The sequence below is a fragment of the Faecalimonas umbilicata genome (assembly GCF_042846195.1).
Lineage (GTDB): Bacteria > Bacillota > Clostridia > Lachnospirales > Lachnospiraceae > Faecalimonas > Faecalimonas umbilicata.
This window is the reverse complement of record NZ_AP031411.1, coordinates 2,515,687-2,531,283: the sequence shown is the minus strand read 5'-3', so window position 1 is coordinate 2,531,283 and position 15,597 is coordinate 2,515,687. Positions and strand designations below refer to the sequence as shown.

Annotated in this window: 10 protein-coding genes and 3 rRNA genes; 11 read left to right on the top strand and 2 right to left on the bottom strand. The window is 44.6% G+C overall.

Annotation, left to right across the window (positions count from 1 at the left end):
* Window positions 1-103: 103 nt before the first annotated feature.
* Both ACGG81_RS12145 and ACGG81_RS12140 read right to left on the bottom strand, forming a co-directional pair.
* Window positions 104-1,186 (bottom strand): 3D domain-containing protein, encoded by a 1,083-nt coding sequence (locus ACGG81_RS12145; RefSeq protein ID WP_009263825.1) that lies wholly within the window; start codon window positions 1,184-1,186, stop codon window positions 104-106.
* Window positions 1,187-1,257: 71 nt separating this feature from the next.
* On the bottom strand, window positions 1,258-2,388 hold the full coding sequence (locus ACGG81_RS12140; protein WP_390108571.1) for a cell wall hydrolase: 1,131 nt from the start codon (window positions 2,386-2,388) through the stop codon (window positions 1,258-1,260).
* Between the two features lie 161 nt (window positions 2,389-2,549).
* Between ACGG81_RS12140 and ACGG81_RS12135 the strand changes: the two genes are divergently transcribed.
* From ACGG81_RS12135 to ACGG81_RS12085, 11 genes are all read left to right on the top strand, one after another.
* A complete protein-coding gene (locus tag ACGG81_RS12135) occupies window positions 2,550-3,383 on the top strand; it encodes a Cof-type HAD-IIB family hydrolase (protein ID WP_270666575.1) in 834 nt (277 codons plus the stop codon).
* An 11-nt stretch (window positions 3,384-3,394) separates the two neighbouring features.
* The gene (locus tag ACGG81_RS12130) at window positions 3,395-4,213 is read left to right on the top strand and encodes an undecaprenyl-diphosphate phosphatase (protein ID WP_008977667.1); all 819 of its coding nucleotides are present in this window, start codon (window positions 3,395-3,397) and stop codon (window positions 4,211-4,213) included.
* Window positions 4,214-4,315: 102 nt separating this feature from the next.
* Window positions 4,316-5,095, top strand: coding sequence for an ABC transporter substrate-binding protein (locus ACGG81_RS12125; protein WP_008977666.1), 780 nt, complete (start codon window positions 4,316-4,318; stop codon window positions 5,093-5,095).
* Between the two features lie 156 nt (window positions 5,096-5,251).
* Entirely contained in the window at window positions 5,252-5,971 is a 720-nt protein-coding gene (locus tag ACGG81_RS12120) for an amino acid ABC transporter permease (RefSeq protein ID WP_008977665.1), read from the top strand.
* Complete coding sequence (locus ACGG81_RS12115; RefSeq protein ID WP_008977664.1) at window positions 5,958-6,680, top strand: amino acid ABC transporter ATP-binding protein; 723 nt, start codon at window positions 5,958-5,960, stop codon at window positions 6,678-6,680. The genes ACGG81_RS12120 and ACGG81_RS12115 overlap by 14 nt, the downstream gene beginning before the upstream one ends.
* 261 nt (window positions 6,681-6,941) lie before the next feature.
* Window positions 6,942-7,337 carry a hypothetical protein gene (locus ACGG81_RS12110; RefSeq protein ID WP_009263822.1) on the top strand — a complete coding sequence of 132 codons (396 nt, stop codon included), beginning with the start codon at window positions 6,942-6,944 and terminating at the stop codon, window positions 7,335-7,337.
* A gap of 18 nt (window positions 7,338-7,355) precedes the next feature.
* Entirely contained in the window at window positions 7,356-7,721 is a 366-nt protein-coding gene (locus ACGG81_RS12105; RefSeq protein WP_016441557.1) for an arsenate reductase family protein, read from the top strand.
* 3 nt (window positions 7,722-7,724) lie between these two features.
* Window positions 7,725-9,509 (top strand): A/G-specific adenine glycosylase, encoded by a 1,785-nt coding sequence (mutY, locus tag ACGG81_RS12100; protein WP_390108565.1) that lies wholly within the window; start codon window positions 7,725-7,727, stop codon window positions 9,507-9,509.
* Between the two features lie 836 nt (window positions 9,510-10,345).
* A 16S ribosomal RNA gene (locus ACGG81_RS12095) occupies window positions 10,346-11,876 on the top strand.
* Window positions 11,877-11,949: 73 nt separating this feature from the next.
* Window positions 11,950-12,067, top strand: a 5S ribosomal RNA gene (rrf, locus tag ACGG81_RS12090).
* A gap of 529 nt (window positions 12,068-12,596) precedes the next feature.
* Window positions 12,597-15,483, top strand: a 23S ribosomal RNA gene (locus ACGG81_RS12085).
* Together the 16S, 23S and 5S rRNA genes form the textbook arrangement of a ribosomal RNA operon.
* The last annotated feature ends 114 nt before the right edge of the window (window positions 15,484-15,597 follow it).

Below are 15,597 nucleotides of genomic sequence, written 5' to 3'. Positions count from 1 at the left end.
AGAACTGAAAGATGACAGTTCTCCCACTTTATGTACTTTTTCGTGCTATTTATTATTAAGTTTCGCAATATTCAGTTTTTCGATATTCAGTTTTCAATAGTTGTTATTGTAAAATGACCTCTGCGTAATAAACACCATTTGCGAGAGCTTCACTGTGACTGCTGACAAAAACATCAATGCGGTTTCCTTTGATAGCGCCCCCAGTATCTTCTGCGACATAGGTATGTCCGTTGATCACTACGGAACTTCCAAGTGGAATCAAAGAAGGGTCAACCGCGATAGTTCTTCCTGCCTGTGCAGTGGTGCCGCTGGCAGTAATTCCATTGCTGTATTCTCCACAGCAGATGGAGCAGGCACAATAGTGTGTAATTTTAAATACTCCGAGGCTTGTACCTGATGGCGGAGTAGTATTTCCGGAATCCGGCAGTTGCGGACTTGGTTCTGGACTCACAGGAGGAGTCACTGGCTGATCAGGAACACTTGGGCTAGGAGCAGGCTGCTGTTGCTGCTGCTGTGCAAGTTCTTGCTCGAGACGTTGCTGTTCTTCGGCTGCTCTTGCGGCTGCTTCGGCAGCGGCTTTTGCACGTGCCAGCTGATCAGAATAATTATTAAGCTCAGTGCTTGTTGAAGCTGCTTTTGCCTGGAGATCGTTGCACTTCTGGTCCATCTGTGTCTGGAGAGTGACCAGTGCGTCTTTCTCATCTTCCAGGAGTGTCTGTTGCTTTTGGATTTCTACTTTGGTGTTATGCAGTTCGTCCAACATCTTGCGATCATAAGAACTGATGTTTTGAATGAAATCGGCTTTGTTCAACAAATCGGTCATATCTTCAGCAGAAAAGAGCAATTCTAAAAAAGAAAGATCTCCGGCTTCGTAAATATATTTGATACGAAGCTTCATATCGCTGTACTGCTGAACTTCTTTTGCCTGTGCATCTGCGAGACTGACTTTGGTAAGTTCGATTGCGTTAGTGGTAGACTCTACTTTAGAAATGGTAGAATCTAGTTCACTGCTGAGAGTAGACAATTCTTCATTTACTTTAGAGAGCTCACTGGAGAGCTCATTTGTCTTCTTCTCGAGGTTGTCGACCGTGTCAGTAGCATACACATTGGTGCATGGAAGATACATTGAAACTGCAAGTGTGCAGCTGAGCAATGTACGCATCATGCGCTTTACTTTTGTATTCATGCCATATTTTCCTTTCACATTAGTACATAACCTGTTTGTCTATTATACAATAAAATCATAAAATATGCAAATTAATAAAATGTAAAGCTTCCAAACGTCGCTCCGGAAGCAGAGGAGGAAGCAGGTGAAAAGTACAGACAGCTGCCAATTGGGTTCGTACCGGATATCGCATCAAAAACTGCATTTTGGCATACAGAGTCAATATCCCCGTAGAGGAGTGCCTCGATTCTTCCGTCAGATACAGAGGAAAACAGTGGTTCTGATTCGATGACACCTGAAATTGAATTCGGAAACAGTGGACTGCTTACCCGGTTGAGAATGCAGGATGCAAGTGCAGTCATGGCAGTATAGTCTTCCGTACCTGCTTCACACTGTACTAACGCAGAGAGAAGCAGACTTTCAGAGGCAGATACCGAGAAAGACGGAGGAGGAGCAAAAGGTGGAGGGGCGATTTCGTCATCTTCCTCTTTCTCATCCACGGTACTTTCGTTGTCTGCCACGTTAGAAGTGTTATCGGAAATATCATCGTTCAGAGGTGGCTCTGGGTCGCGGATTTCCGAAGAAGGAGCATGGATTCCCTGATCGACGGCAAGTTGTCCTTCTTCGATTTGTTCATCAGCACGGGCGATCAGTTCAGGAATTCGGCTGAATACTTCAGGGAAAACCGATTCACAGGAAGCAGTATTTTGCTGATTCAAAAGAATAAGGAGCTTTTCATATTCCATGGACAGTGCATCTCTGGAAACGCGCAGTAAGTCACACTGTTTTGTGAGGAGCGCGGCATCTGTCTCGATAGAACTGCGAAGGTTAGAAAGCTCTGTGAGCTGATTCCTGTCATAGGTGATGAGCGAGCGGATCTGTTCAGAGCGATTTAGAAAATCTGGAAAATCAGAGGCGCTAAGCAGCTGCTCCAAGAAGGAAGAATAGCCTGTTTCATAGAGCCATTGAATTCGCAGCCGCATCATTTGATATTGTCTGGCTTCTTGGATTTGTGCATCTATAAGCAAATTTTTCATTTCTTCTGTGCGGTCAGTCATTGTGCTGAGTGATTGTGCAGTATCAAGCAGCAATGTATTGTGTGCTGACAGTGTGTCTGAGGAAGGAAGAGTGTCCGCTGCATAGACAGGGCAGGAAATAGAAAATATCACAGACAGAAGGCAGATACAAAGGCGGTGATATTGTTTTTTGTGATAACCATACATGTGTTTCAGAGTCCTTTCTTAAAAGTTGCATTTGGTATGCTTAATGCCCTACATTATAGTATAAATTGATTTCTTTTTCAATGTTTGATAAAATAGACAAAACTTGAAAGATGAGAAAAAGGAGCAAAGAAATAGAGCGAGAAAAGGAAGGGATAGACGTGATGAAAATGGAATATAAATTATTAGGGTTTGATCTGGATGGAACAATCCTGACGGGAGAAAAGAAACTGACAGCACGTACCAAGAGGGCGTTGGAGGAGGCAATTGCACAAGGGATGATCGTACTTCCTGCGACCGGCAGACCGTTTTCGGGAATTCCAAAGGAAATTATGGAAGTGAAAGGAATTCGGTATGCACTGACTTCGAATGGAGCAAGGATCGTGGATGCAAAGGATGGGAGTGTAGTGTACGAGAAGCCGGTCCCAAAAGAAATTACAGAAAAGATATTGGATATCTATGATAAATATGATACATTACAAGAGATTTATTTCCAAGGTGTCGGCTATATCAGTGAGCATGATCTGCAAAGAGTAGATCAGATGATGGAATCACCTGCGATGGCAGAATATGTTCGTTCGACCAGGAAAGTGGTCAAGAATATCAGAGAGACAGCACGACAATTGCCGGGAGGAGTAGATAAGGTGCATGCAATTTTCGCAGATCAAAGCGAGAAGATGTGTGCGCTCCGGGAACTGGAACAGATGGGACAGGTTACAGTTACAAGAGCATTATCTAATAATATAGAAGTAAATGCAGAGGGAGTAGACAAAGGAAAGGGGATGTTAAAGCTGGCAGAGCTGCTCGGAATCCGCCGCGAAGAAATGATAGTATTTGGTGATGGGTGGAATGATATTTCGATGATCCATGAGGCGGGATGCGGAGTGGCCATGGGAAATGCACAGGAAGCGGTCAAGGAAGCAGCAGATCTTGTCACAGATTCCAATGAGGAAGATGGTGTGGCAAAAATAATTGAAAAGATTCTTCAGAAAGGTTAGGAGGAGAAAGAATGTTAGAAATGTTAAAAGTAATCTTGCTTGGTATTGTAGAAGGAATCACAGAATGGCTTCCAATCAGTAGTACCGGGCATTTGATTCTCGTAGACGAATTCATTAAACTTCAGGCGAGTGCGGCATTCAAAGAGATGTTTAATGTCGTGATCCAGCTTGGTGCGATTATGGCAGTTGTTGTACTGTATTTTCATAAGCTCAATCCATTTTCGCCGAAGAAAACACAGAAACAGAAAGCGTGGACGATTCAGCTTTGGATGAAGGTCATTGTGGCATGTATCCCGGCGGGGGTGATAGGAATTCTGTTTGATGACTGGATGGAAGCACATCTGCATAAACCTGAAATTATATCTGCGATGTTGATTCTGTACGGAATCTTATTCATTGTCGTAGAAAACTGGAACAAAGGAAAGACGCCGAAGGTGACAAAACTGTCGCAGTTATCGTATCAGACAGCATTGCTCATCGGTGGATGGCAGGTACTTTCGCTGATCCCGGGTACATCTCGCTCGGGAGCGACGATTGTTGGTGCACTTTTGCTCGGTACATCTCGATATGTAGCAGCAGAATTTACATTTTTTCTTGCAATCCCGGTAATGTTCGGGGCAAGCTTTGTAAAGATTTTAAAATTTGGCCTTTCCTTTACTGCGATGGAAGCGGCGATGCTGTTGGTTGGCTGTCTGGTGGCATTTGTGGTATCTGTCATCGCGATTAAGTTTTTGATGGGCTATATTAAGAAGAATGATTTCAAAGTATTTGGCTATTATCGGATCATTCTTGGAGCTCTTGTTTTACTTTATTTTACAGTATTTGCATAAAATATGCATAAATTTGCAAAAACCACTTGATTTTTATAAAAAACATAGTATAATATGCAATATAGACGAATAAACATACAAAAAACAAGTGGAGGAAGCGTTATGAAGATAAAGAAAGTAGCAGGAATTTTATTAGCAGGGACAATGATGATTTCCATGGCAGCATGTGGTGGAAAGGAAGAAGGGGCAAAATCAGAGAAACTGATCGTAGGAACAGAAGCAGGATTTGCACCATATGAATATATGAAAGGCAACGAAGTAGTCGGAATCGATATGGACATCGCAAAAGCGATCGCCGATGAGATGGGCAAAGAGCTGGAGATTAAGAATATGGATTTTGACGGAGCACTTGCAGCAGTGCAGAGTGGAAAAGTAGATTTTGTGGCAGCAGGAGTATCTATCAGTCCGGAACGTGAGGAAGCGATGGATTTCTCTAATGAATATGTAAATTCTACAGAGGTCATTGTAGTAAATAAAGAAAACCCGGCGGTGACTCCGGCAGGAGAAGAACTGGCAGGTTCTGACTTAGATGGAAAAGTTGTCGCAGTACAACAGGGAAATATTGCAGATATCTGGGTATCCAACAAAGATAACTGTAATCCAAAAGAAGTGAAGCGTTACACAAAATTTGCGCAGGCGGCAGAAGACTTAAAGAATGGCAAGATTGACTGTATCGTAATGGATCAATATCCGGCGGAAGAGTTGGTAGCGGCAAATGATACACTGACAACATTAGACGGAACCTTATTTGAAGATAAGTATGCAATCGCCGTAAAAAAAGGAAACAAAGAACTGTTAGATGAGATCAACAAAGTGATCGATAAGCTGGTGGAAGAAGGAAAAATTGAAGAATTCACAGCAAATCATGTACAGAGTGAATAAGCAGTTCAGAAGGCAACGACAGTAAGACAGAGAAAACTAAAAAAGAGGCTGCTGCAAAAAGCGGATTTCCCAGCGTGTTCAAGCTAAATAGGGACAGGAAGGGGAAACTGGATTTTGCGGCAGCCCCTTTGAGGGTCAATGAAAAGGAGAAAACAAATGAAAGGAATTATGATGACGGGATTTTTTCAAAATTTCTCGGATGCTTTTTATAAAGCGGTAATCAAAGACCAGAGATATCTGGCATATTTGGATGGATTAAAGATTACAATATTAATCTCCATCTTTGCGATTCTGATCGGAATTGCGATCGGACTTTTAGTGGCAGTAGTAAAAGTAAGTGCTGTACAGAGAAAAGAGCTTTGGATTTTTAATAAAATCTGTAACATTTACATTACGATCATTCGAGGCACACCGGTTATGGTACAGCTGTTGATTATTTATAATCTTATATTTACGTCTCGGGATACCAATGCACTTTTGGTTGGAGCGGTCTGCTTCGGAATTAATTCCGGTGCTTATGTAGCAGAGATCATCCGTGCGGGAATCGAGTCGATCGATAAAGGACAGATGGAAGCCGGACGTTCTCTTGGACTGAATTATCTTCAGACTATGAAGGAAATCATCATTCCACAGGCAATCAAAAATATTCTTCCGGCGCTTGGAAATGAATTTATCGTGTTGATCAAAGAAACATCTGTGGCAGGAGTGATCGCTGTGACAGATCTGACGAAAGCAGCACAGTATATCGGTTCTGCAACGTACGATATTCTTCCGCCGCTTTATGTAGCAGCAGTATGTTATCTTGTCATTGTATTAGGATTGACAAAACTTTTAAATCTATTTGAAAGGAGAATGGCGCAAGGTGATCATAACTAAGAATTTAAAAAAATCATTTCATGGACATGAAGTGCTCAGAGGAATTGATGAACATATTGAAAAAGGTGAAAAAGTAGTAGTAGTGGGACCTTCCGGTTCTGGAAAGTCTACATTCCTCCGCTGCCTGAATCTTTTAGAAGTACCGACAAGCGGGGAAGTGTGGTTTGAGGGAAACAATATTACAAGCAAAAATTGTGACATTAATAAATTAAGACAGAAAATGGGGATGGTATTCCAACAGTTTAATTTATTCCCTCATTTGACGATCAAGGAAAATATTATGCTTGCCCCGGTCAAACTTGGGGTGCTGTCAAAGCAGGAGGCATCAAAGAAAGCAGAGGAACTGTTAGAACGTGTTGGACTTCCGGATAAAGCAGCAGCATATCCAAAACAGCTGTCGGGAGGACAAAAACAGCGTATTGCAATCGCGCGGGCATTGGCAATGAATCCGGATGTGATGTTATTTGATGAGCCGACATCAGCGCTGGATCCGGAGATGGTGGGTGAAGTGCTTGGATTGATGAAAGAGCTTGCAGACGATGGAATGACAATGGTTGTTGTCACACATGAGATGGGATTTGCAAGAGAGGTGGCGACAAGAGTTCTGTTCATCGATGAAGGACAAGTCAAAGAGAGCAACACACCGCAGGAATTTTTTGAGAATCCACAGCATCCTAGATTAAAGGAATTTTTATCAAAAGTGTTATAAAACAGTTGAAAAGTGAAGAAAATAGAGAAGCAGGAAAAATTGTTAGAAGAGTAGAGAACGCTTAAAAGATAGTTTTTCCTGTTTTTTATTATATGATAGAAAATTTTTGTGATCAGAGCAGATGATTTCGGGACAGAATTTTCTAGGTTTTAGGCGGCTATTAAAAGTGTATGTAGATTATAAAGATTCAATAAAATGGATTGACTTTTTTGAATGTTTCAGCGAAGATGTAGGAAGAACAAGGCAAAGGGGCGAAGGAAGATGAAAGAGAAGTTCAGAAAGTTTATGATAGGCCGCTACGGGGTAGATTCGTTGAGCAAGTTCATGCTTGGAACCGCAGTAGTACTGTTGGTTTTTGCGATGGGATTTCGAAATAACTTTTTAAATACACTCGCATGTCTGCTTGTCCTTCTCTGTTATTTCCGGATGTTTTCCAGAAATTATCAGAAGAGGGCTGAGGAAAATCAAAAATTTTTAGAACTGAAAGGAAAGGCAGCTACATTTCTGAAGCGGGAAAAAGAGTACTTCGAGCAGAGGAAGACACATCATATTTACAAGTGTCCGTCTTGTAAACAGAAAATCCGGGTGCCGAAAGGAAAAGGAAAGATTTGTATTACCTGCCCGAAGTGCCACACAGAATTTATCAAAAAAAGTTAAAATCAGGAGGTTATATACATGAGTATTTTATTGTTAGAGTATCCAAAGTGTTCTACTTGCAAGAAAGCAAAAAAATGGCTGGAGGAGCAGGGGATTGCATTCGAGGAGAGACATATTGTTGAAAACAATCCGACAGAGGAGGAACTGCGGGAATGGCACAGAAAAAGTGGACTTCCACTAAAGCGATTTTTTAATACAAGTGGAATGAAATATCGGGAACTGGAGTTGAAAGATAAGCTTCCGACGATGACGGAAGAGGAGCAGTATCAGCTTTTGGCAACAGACGGCATGCTTGTGAAGAGACCGCTTCTTCTGGGGGAAGATTTTGCAATTCCAGGGTTTAAGGAGAATGAGTGGGCGAAAGCCTGTGCACTGGCGGAGTAGAAAATGAAATATGAGAGAATAGAGAAGGGATATTTTTTGGAACGTCCGAATCGCTTCACTGCAGAGGTTGAGATCCAGGGGAAGAAGGAAATCGTGCATGTGAAAAATACAGGAAGGTGTGCGGAATTGCTTGTTCCTGGGGCGACTGTTTATGTACAGAGGAGCGACAATCCCGAACGGAAGACAAAGTGGGATCTGATCTGTGTGAAAAAAGGGAATCGCCTGATCAATATGGATTCGCAGATTCCAAATAAAGCTGTAAAGGAGTGGATAGAAGCGGGAAATCTTTGCGAGAATCCCACGATGCTCAGACAGGAAGTGACATATGGGAACTCCAGATTTGATCTATATGCAGAAGAAGAGGAACGCAAAATTTTTATAGAAGTAAAAGGTGTGACACTCGAGGAAGATGGAGTGGTAAAATTTCCGGATGCGCCAACAGAGCGTGGAGTAAAACATGTGGAAGAACTGTGCAAGGCGGTTCGGGATGGATATGAAGCATATATTTTCTTTGTGGTCCAGATGAAGAATGTCAAATACTTTACACCAAATACAAGGACACACCCAGAGTTTGGGGAGGCGCTGCAAAAGGCGCGGGAACAGGGCGTACACATTGTTGCGTATGATTGTGAAGTAAAGAAAGATGAAATTAAGATCCGAAAGGAAGTTCCGGTTCTGTTGGAGCCGAAGGAGCTTCAGGCGCTTGCGGATCCGCTTGTAGAATGGTTCCGGAAACATAAGAGAGCACTTCCGTGGCGAGAAAATCCGAGTGCTTATCGGGTATGGGTGTCTGAGATTATGCTTCAGCAGACGAGAGTGGAAGCGGTGAGGCCCTTTTATGCACGATTTATGAAAGAACTGCCTACGGTGGAAAAGCTTGCCGTGGCAGAAGAGGAGAAACTTCTGAAACTGTGGGAAGGATTGGGATATTACAATCGGGTCAGAAATATGCAGAAGGCCGCACGACAGATTATGGATGAATTTTCGGGAGAGTTCCCAAGGCAGTATGATCAGATCCGTAGTCTTTCAGGAATCGGAAGTTATACGGCGGGGGCAATCGCATCGTTCGCATATGGGATACCAAAGCCGGCGGTGGATGGAAATGTATTGCGTGTGTTATCGAGAATTTTGGCAAGTGAAGATGACATTATGAAACAGAGTACAAAGACAAAAATAGAGTATATGTTGGAGGGGGTCATTCCGAAAGAGGCGGCAAGTGATTTTAATCAGGGCTTGATTGAACTTGGTGCGCTTATCTGTGTGCCAAATGGCATGGCAAAATGCGAGGAATGTCCAGTAAAGCATTTGTGCAGGGCAAGAAAGCTTGGCAAGGTGATGGAACTTCCGGTGAAAACAAAAGCGAAAGCCAGGAGAATTGAGAAAAGAACGATTTTCATTTTTCAAGATGGAGAGAAAATTGCAATTCGGAAGCGCCCTGCAAAAGGGCTGTTGGCAGGTCTGTACGAACTTCCAGGCAGAGACGGACATTTAAGCGAAGAAGAAGCGCTTGCGTTTTGCAGACAAATCGGGCTTGCACCTATCCGGATTCAAGCTTTGGGGGCGGCAAAACATATTTTCAGTCATGTGGAATGGAATATGATTGGATATAAAGTAAGAGTGGATGAATTGGAGAAAAAATGTACAGAACAAATGCTGTTCGTACATCCAGAAGAGATTGAGAGAAACTATCCGATTCCAGCTGCTTTTGAAGCATATACAGATCATATTCAAATTCTTCTTGGTCAAGAAAAATATAATATGATGCCCGAGACAAATGATGTCGGATAGATGGTTTGGCGCTTTGTGCTTTTTTAATGTTGGTATTTTCATATACAAAAAAATGAAAAGAAGATGTGTGAAGAGGATCGGGAATCCGAGATACAATCCTGATCCTCTTACAATCATAGAGGAAAATGGCTGTTTTATGTACCGAGATTTGTGTGAATGAACAGAATCCATTTTTTACTCAGAGAAGATAACTCTGAAGAAGGGCATATTTCTTGCCACACATGAAACGTACCTGTCAACTTCTATAATATATTATAGCATAGTTTTGAAAAAAGATTTCCACAAATACCACTGTAGTGAAAAGTTTTTTGTTCTCAAAGGAAAGAAAAAACGAGGAGAATGTGGAAAGTTTACGAAAAAGTAAAAAATAGCCTATCGAGAAAGGTTTTGCAATGGTTTCGATAGAAAATCACGGAGAAGCGTCAAAAGCAGTTGCAGAAATTGTATGAATTGTACAAATAAAATAAAAAATAAAAAAACTATTGACAATTCGTGTCGAAGAATGGTATGATAACTGAGCGCTCGAGAGAGCAGACAGATGAGAAACAACGGAAAACGTCGAAAAATACCGAATCAGAGAAAGTTACGAAAGTACAAAAGAAAAGATTTGAAAAAAAGATGAAAAAAGTTGTTGACAAAGATAAAAAGATGTGATAATCTAATATAGCTGTCGCAAGAGAGCGAAACGAACAGAACATTGATAATTAAACAATAGACAACACAACCCTGAAAATTTCGAACAATTGAGAAAATTTCAGAACAGACAGAAATGTCAACCTAAAAACAGTAAAAGGGATAGGATTGCTAGTAGTGATTCTTGACTGGAAACAAACACTTTTAACGAGAGTTTGATCCTGGCTCAGGATGAACGCTGGCGGCGTGCTTAACACATGCAAGTCGAACGAAGCACTTGAATGGAATTCTTCGGAAGGAAGCTCAAGTGACTGAGTGGCGGACGGGTGAGTAACGCGTGGGTAACCTGCCTCATACAGGGGGATAACAGTTAGAAATGACTGCTAATACCGCATAAGCACACGTGATCGCATGATCGAGTGTGAAAAACTCCGGTGGTATGAGATGGACCCGCGTCTGATTAGCTAGTTGGTGGGGTAATGGCCCACCAAGGCGACGATCAGTAGCCGGCCTGAGAGGGTGAACGGCCACATTGGGACTGAGACACGGCCCAAACTCCTACGGGAGGCAGCAGTGGGGAATATTGCACAATGGGGGAAACCCTGATGCAGCGACGCCGCGTGAAGGATGAAGTATTTCGGTATGTAAACTTCTATCAGCAGGGAAGAAAATGACGGTACCTGACTAAGAAGCCCCGGCTAACTACGTGCCAGCAGCCGCGGTAATACGTAGGGGGCAAGCGTTATCCGGATTTACTGGGTGTAAAGGGAGCGTAGACGGCAGTGCAAGTCTGAAGTGAAAGCCCGGGGCTCAACCCCGGGACTGCTTTGGAAACTGTGCAGCTAGAGTGTCGGAGAGGCAAGCGGAATTCCTAGTGTAGCGGTGAAATGCGTAGATATTAGGAGGAACACCAGTGGCGAAGGCGGCTTGCTGGACGATGACTGACGTTGAGGCTCGAAAGCGTGGGGAGCAAACAGGATTAGATACCCTGGTAGTCCACGCCGTAAACGATGACTACTAGGTGTCGGGGAGCAAAGCTCTTCGGTGCCGCAGCCAACGCAATAAGTAGTCCACCTGGGGAGTACGTTCGCAAGAATGAAACTCAAAGGAATTGACGGGGACCCGCACAAGCGGTGGAGCATGTGGTTTAATTCGAAGCAACGCGAAGAACCTTACCTGCTCTTGACATCCCTCTGACCGCTCTTTAATCGGAGCTTTCCTTCGGGACAGAGGAGACAGGTGGTGCATGGTTGTCGTCAGCTCGTGTCGTGAGATGTTGGGTTAAGTCCCGCAACGAGCGCAACCCCTATCTTCAGTAGCCAGCGGCAAGGCCGGGCACTCTGGAGAGACTGCCAGGGATAACCTGGAGGAAGGTGGGGATGACGTCAAATCATCATGCCCCTTATGAGCAGGGCTACACACGTGCTACAATGGCGTAAACAAAGGGAAGCAGAGTCGTGAGGCCGAGCAAATCCCAAAAATAACGTCTCAGTTCGGATTGTAGTCTGCAACTCGACTACATGAAGCTGGAATCGCTAGTAATCGCGAATCAGAATGTCGCGGTGAATACGTTCCCGGGTCTTGTACACACCGCCCGTCACACCATGGGAGTCAGTAACGCCCGAAGTCAGTGACCCAACCGCAAGGAGGGAGCTGCCGAAGGTGGGACCGATAACTGGGGTGAAGTCGTAACAAGGTAGCCGTATCGGAAGGTGCGGCTGGATCACCTCCTTTCTAAGGAAGAAAGAAGTAAGGATTGAAGAAGTCTATTGTTTAGTTATGAGTGTTCTGAAAAGAACGAAATGCTTCTGGTGGCGATGCGCTGAGGGGAAACACCCGTACCCATCCCGAACACGATGGTTAAGACCTCAGCGGCCGATGGTACTGCACTGGAGACGGTGTGGGAGAGCAGGTGGCTGCCAGATCTATAAGAAAATAAGCGAAAAGCTTTTTTATATAGATACAGACGGAGACAGAAGAACTGTTATAAGCCATATACGAAAATAGAGAGATACAAAAGGTATTGAAGTTTACGTATAGAGATATAGAGAACAGAGATGGGAATATATGGCACTGGATGGCAGGAAAAAGAGAGTCGAAGTCAACCCGACCAGCAGGGAAGTGCTGTTCAAGATAAAGTTAAATAAAGAATAAAAAGCAAACAGCAGAGTAAAAGCAGGAAGAAACATCAACTGGATTTACCAGTGATTAGAGATTTGAATGAAAAAGATTTAAGTTTCTAATGACTGATAAAACAGTCAATATGTACCTTGAAAATCGCATACAGAAATGAAATGATAAGAAAAATATCAAGACATCCGAGGTGATCATGGAAGCTTGCAAGAGCAGAAATGAGAACTGATTCGAGAAAACGAATAAAAACAACAAACTATTGCCAACGCATATCACGCTAGATATGTGTAGCGGAGTCCATACCCGTGGACGAAGCAAGTTGGTTATGCTAGAAAGAGCGTATGGTGGATGCCTTGGCACTAAGAGCCGATGAAAGACGTGATAAGCTGCGAAAAGCTTCGGGGAGGAGCAAATATCCAATGATCCGGAGATATCTGAATGGGGAAACCCGGCGGAGCAAACCTCCGTCATCTTAACGCCAATACATAACGTTAAGAAGGGAACCCGGTGAACTGAAACATCTAAGTAGCCGGAGGAAGAGAAAGAAACATCGATTCTGTGAGTAGCGGCGAGCGAAAGCGGAAGAGCCCAAACCGGGATGCGTGCATTCCGGGGTTCGGACTGCGTAAGTGATGAGTAAGCCTAGTAGAATGGTTTTGGGAAAGCCAGCCAGAGAGGGTGAAAGCCCCGTACATGAAAGGCGAGCGAGCACGGCAGGATCCAGAGTACCACGAGACACGAGAAACCTTGTGGGAATGAGCGGGGACCACCCCGTAAGGCTAAATACTCCTTAGTGACCGATAGCGCATAGTACTGTGAAGGAAAGGTGAAAAGGACCCCGGGAGGGGAGTGAAAGAGAACCTGAAACCATATGTTTACAAGCTGTGGAACATCTTTATATGATGAACCGCGTACTTTTTGTAGAACGGTCCGGCGAGTTACGCTGGCTGGCAAGGTTAAGGACTGAAGGTCTGGAGCCGAAGGGAAACCAAGTCTGAACAGGGCGTGAAGTCAGTCAGAGTAGACCCGAAACCGGGTGATCTATCCATGTCCAGGTTGAAGTTGCCGTAAAAGGCAATGGAGGACCGAACCCACATCCGTTGAAAAGGGTGGGGATGAGGTGTGGATAGGGGAGAAATTCCAATCGAACCCGGAGATAGCTGGTTCTCCTCGAAATAGCTTTAGGGCTAGCCTCATACGAGTCTTGCGGAGGTAGAGCACTGAATTTCCTAGGGGGCGTCAAAGCTTACCGAAGAATATCAAACTCCGAATGCCGCGTAGATGATGTATGGGAGTCAGACTATACGAGATAAGTTGGATAGTCGAAAGGGAAAGAGCCCAGACCACCAGCTAAGGTCCCAAAATGTGTGTTAAGTGGAAAAGGATGTGGGATTTCGAAGACAACTAGGATGTTGGCTCAGAAGCAGCCATACATTCAAAGAGTGCGTAATAGCTCACTAGTCGAGAGGTCCTGCGCCGAAAATGTCCGGGGCTGAAACACACTACCGAAGCTGTGGAATTGAGTAATCAATTGGTAGAGGAGCATTCTTAAAGGGAAGAAGCTGTACCGGAAGGAGCAGTGGACTTTTAAGAAGAGAGAATGCCGGAATGAGTAGCGAGAGGAAGGTGGGAATCCTTCCGGCCGAATATCTAAGGTTTCCAGAGTAAAGCTGATCTGCTCTGGGTAAGTCGGGGCCTAAGGCGAGGTCGAAAGACGTAGTCGATGGACAACAGGTTGAAATTCCTGTACTATGATATAACAGAACTGTGGGGACACGTGTGGAGAGCGGGAGCCGGGAATGGAAAGCCCGGTGCAAGCGAAGTAGGAGAGGAGTTGGCAAATCCGCTTCTCAATCTGAAGACGTGATGCGGACCGAACTGAGAGTAGGGAAGCCCGTGAGCCATGCGTCAAGAAAAGCCGCTATTGTTTATATCATACCCGTACCGTAAACCGACACAGGTGGATGAGGAGAGAATCCTAAGGCCGACGGGAGAAGCATTGTTAAGGAACTCGGCAAAATGACTCCGTAACTTCGGGAGAAGGAGTGCCAGTGAGAACTGGCCGCAGAGAATTGGCCCAAGCAACTGTTTAGCAAAAACACAGGTCTATGCAAAACCGAAAGGTGAAGTATATGGGCTGACGCCTGCCCGGTGCTGGAAGGTTAAGGGGAGAGGTTAGCGTAAGCGAAGCTTTGAACTTAAGCCCCAGTAAACGGCGGCCGTAACTATAACGGTCCTAAGGTAGCGAAATTCCTTGTCGGGTAAGTTCCGACCCGCACGAAAGGCGTAATGATTTGGGCACTGTCTCGACAATGCACCCGGTGAAATTGAAATACCAGTGAAGATGCTGGTTACCTGCGCCAGGACGGAAAGACCCCATGGAGCTTTACTCCAGCTTGATACTGGGATTCGGTATTGCATGTACAGGATAGGTGGGAGACTGAGAAGTATTTACGCCAGTAGATACAGAGTCGCTGTTGGGATACCACCCTTGCAGTACTGGGTTTCTAACCAGCAGCCGTGACCCGGCTGGGGGACAATGTCAGGTGGGGAGTTTGACTGGGGCGGTCGCCTCCGAAAGGGTATCGGAGGCGCTCAAAGGTTCCCTCAGAATGGTCGGAAACCATTCAAAGAGTGCAAAGGCAGAAGGGAGCTTGACTGCGACACCGACGGGTGGAGCAGGTACGAAAGTAGGACTTAGTGATCCGGTGGTATAAAGTGGGATTGCCATCGCTCAACGGATAAAAGCTACCCTGGGGATAACAGGCTTATCACTCCCAAGAGTTCACATCGACGGAGTGGTTTGGCACCTCGATGTCGGCTCATCGCATCCTGGGGCTGAAGTAGGTCCCAAGGGTTGGGCTGTTCGCCCATTAAAGCGGTACGCGAGCTGGGTTCAGAACGTCGTGAGACAGTTCGGTCCCTATCCGGCGTGGGCGTAGGATATTTGAGAGGAGCTGCCCTTAGTACGAGAGGACCGGGGTGGACTGGCCGCTGGTGTATCTGTTGCACTGCCAAGTGCATGGCAGAGTAGCCAAGCCGGGACGGGATAAACGCTGAAGGCATCTAAGCGTGAAGCCCCCCTCAAGATGAGATATCCCAACGCAAGTTGTAAGACCCCTTGAAGACGACGAGGTAGATAGGACAGAGGTGGAAGTGCAGTAATGTATGGAGCTGACTGTTACTAATCGGTCGAGGGCATAACCAAGTGGTGATAGGAGAATGGATGGAGAGAGAAAAAACTTAGAAAAGTAGTTGACTGTATGTGATTTTGAAGGTATATGAAAAAGAGAAGAGATAGAAAAGAGAGAAGATATTTGCA

Coding starts and splice junctions, on each gene's coding strand:
- mutY (WP_390108565.1), top strand. CDS start 7,725: ATGAAATATGAGAGAATAGAGAAGGGATATTTTTTGGAACGTCCGAAT.
- ACGG81_RS12120 (WP_008977665.1), top strand. CDS start 5,252: ATGAAAGGAATTATGATGACGGGATTTTTTCAAAATTTCTCGGATGCT.
- ACGG81_RS12140 (WP_390108571.1), bottom strand. CDS start 2,388: ATGTATGGTTATCACAAAAAACAATATCACCGCCTTTGTATCTGCCTT.
- ACGG81_RS12105 (WP_016441557.1), top strand. CDS start 7,356: ATGAGTATTTTATTGTTAGAGTATCCAAAGTGTTCTACTTGCAAGAAA.
- ACGG81_RS12145 (WP_009263825.1), bottom strand. CDS start 1,186: ATGAATACAAAAGTAAAGCGCATGATGCGTACATTGCTCAGCTGCACA.
- ACGG81_RS12135 (WP_270666575.1), top strand. CDS start 2,550: ATGAAAATGGAATATAAATTATTAGGGTTTGATCTGGATGGAACAATC.
- ACGG81_RS12110 (WP_009263822.1), top strand. CDS start 6,942: ATGAAAGAGAAGTTCAGAAAGTTTATGATAGGCCGCTACGGGGTAGAT.
- ACGG81_RS12130 (WP_008977667.1), top strand. CDS start 3,395: ATGTTAGAAATGTTAAAAGTAATCTTGCTTGGTATTGTAGAAGGAATC.
- ACGG81_RS12125 (WP_008977666.1), top strand. CDS start 4,316: ATGAAGATAAAGAAAGTAGCAGGAATTTTATTAGCAGGGACAATGATG.